General features: G+C 63.3%; 2 protein-coding genes. Both read right to left on the bottom strand.

Annotated elements, in window-relative coordinates:
- Positions 1–21: 21 nt before the first annotated feature.
- A complete protein-coding gene (locus tag NKI38_RS33440) occupies positions 22–366 on the bottom strand; it encodes a hypothetical protein (RefSeq protein ID WP_352656837.1) in 345 nt (114 codons plus the stop codon).
- Positions 366–1,221, bottom strand: an 856-nt coding sequence (locus tag NKI38_RS33435) for an IS5 family transposase (protein WP_352665145.1), incomplete at its 5' end; no start/stop codon positions are given. The genes NKI38_RS33435 and NKI38_RS33440, both read right to left, overlap by 1 nt.

The raw sequence follows: 1,221 nt of genomic DNA, 5'->3' as shown, positions 1-1,221 counted from the left end.
TCTAGCAGGCTGTTGAAGAAGTCAGCCGCGTTCGCAGACGAAGCCTGAATCGTCGGCATTGTGGATGTAGAAGTGGCCGACGAGGCGACCTGCGGTGCCGATGACAAGCCAGCCGCGGCCAGATGCCGGATCATTCTCATCGTGCCCTTCCCAAGAGAACTCCGCGCATGCCGAACCGTCTCGCGCGCCGTAGCGGACATCGAGGAAGCCTTTCAGTGCGCCGAAGGCGATCTCTCCGTCTGCCGCGCCTTTGAACGTCAGGTGCGCCTCTTCGACGAGATCGAGGAAGTCGTTGTCCCAGACATCCATTTCGACGATACGCCAGCGACCGGCAAAGGCCTTGGCGATGGCTGGAACCTTGGCCATCAGCTGGTCTCCACGATGAGCTTCGGCAAGCGCACCAGATTGTAGGCGGCAGCGCTGAAGGTGAAGGCCCATCCGACGCGGTCGCGGCCACGCAACTTCGTCTTCGCCTGCCCGGCGATGGTCTTGATCCAGCCGAAGGCTTCCTCGATCCGCTTACGGATGCGCTGGCTGACGGCGTAGCCGCCATGCCGCGTCGTGCGCCCGTCGATCGCCGAACGACGACCGTTCGTGTTCTGCGCCACGTGCGGCGTCACCTTCATCGAGCGCAACTCGTTGATGAAGTCCTGCGCATCATAGGCCTTGTCGGCGCCGAGCGTGATCGCCTGCGACCGGTCAGCGCGAGGTTCAATCATGTGCAGGGCGGCCACCCGCTCGGCATGCCCGTCGGCCTGCGTCAGGCAAGCATCGACCAGCAGGCCATGGCGGTTCTCCATCAGCCCATGTCCCATGAAGCAGAGCTTGGCCTCCTTGCCTTGCCCCTTGCGATAGAGCCTTGCGTCCGGATCGGTGGTCGAGACATGCGTCTCGTTCGAACGCTTCTGGCCATGGAAGTCTGCCTCCGTATTGCGCCCACCGCCCTCTGCCGGCGGCTCGCCCGAGCCATCCTTCGGCGCTTCGCCCGAGCCATCCTTCGGCTTCACGCTCTTCATTGATGCCCAGGCCTCGATCAGCGTGCCGTCGACCGAGAAGTGATCCGTGGACAGCAGCTTCTTCACCTTGGGCTGCGCCAGCACCGCGCTCAGGAACTTTGCGGCGATGTCGCCCTCCAGCAACCGGTCGCGGTTCTTGGAGAACACAGAATGATCCCAGGCCGCATCGTCAACGCCAATCCCGACGAACCAGCGGAACAGAAGG

The organism is Mesorhizobium sp. M0621 (genome assembly GCF_040320745.1).
Lineage (GTDB): Bacteria > Pseudomonadota > Alphaproteobacteria > Rhizobiales > Rhizobiaceae > Mesorhizobium.
Note: the sequence above shows the minus strand (reverse complement) of the source record. Positions and strands in the feature narration are given on the sequence as shown.

Coding starts and splice junctions, on each gene's coding strand:
- NKI38_RS33440 (WP_352656837.1), bottom strand. CDS start 366: ATGGCCAAGGTTCCAGCCATCGCCAAGGCCTTTGCCGGTCGCTGGCGT.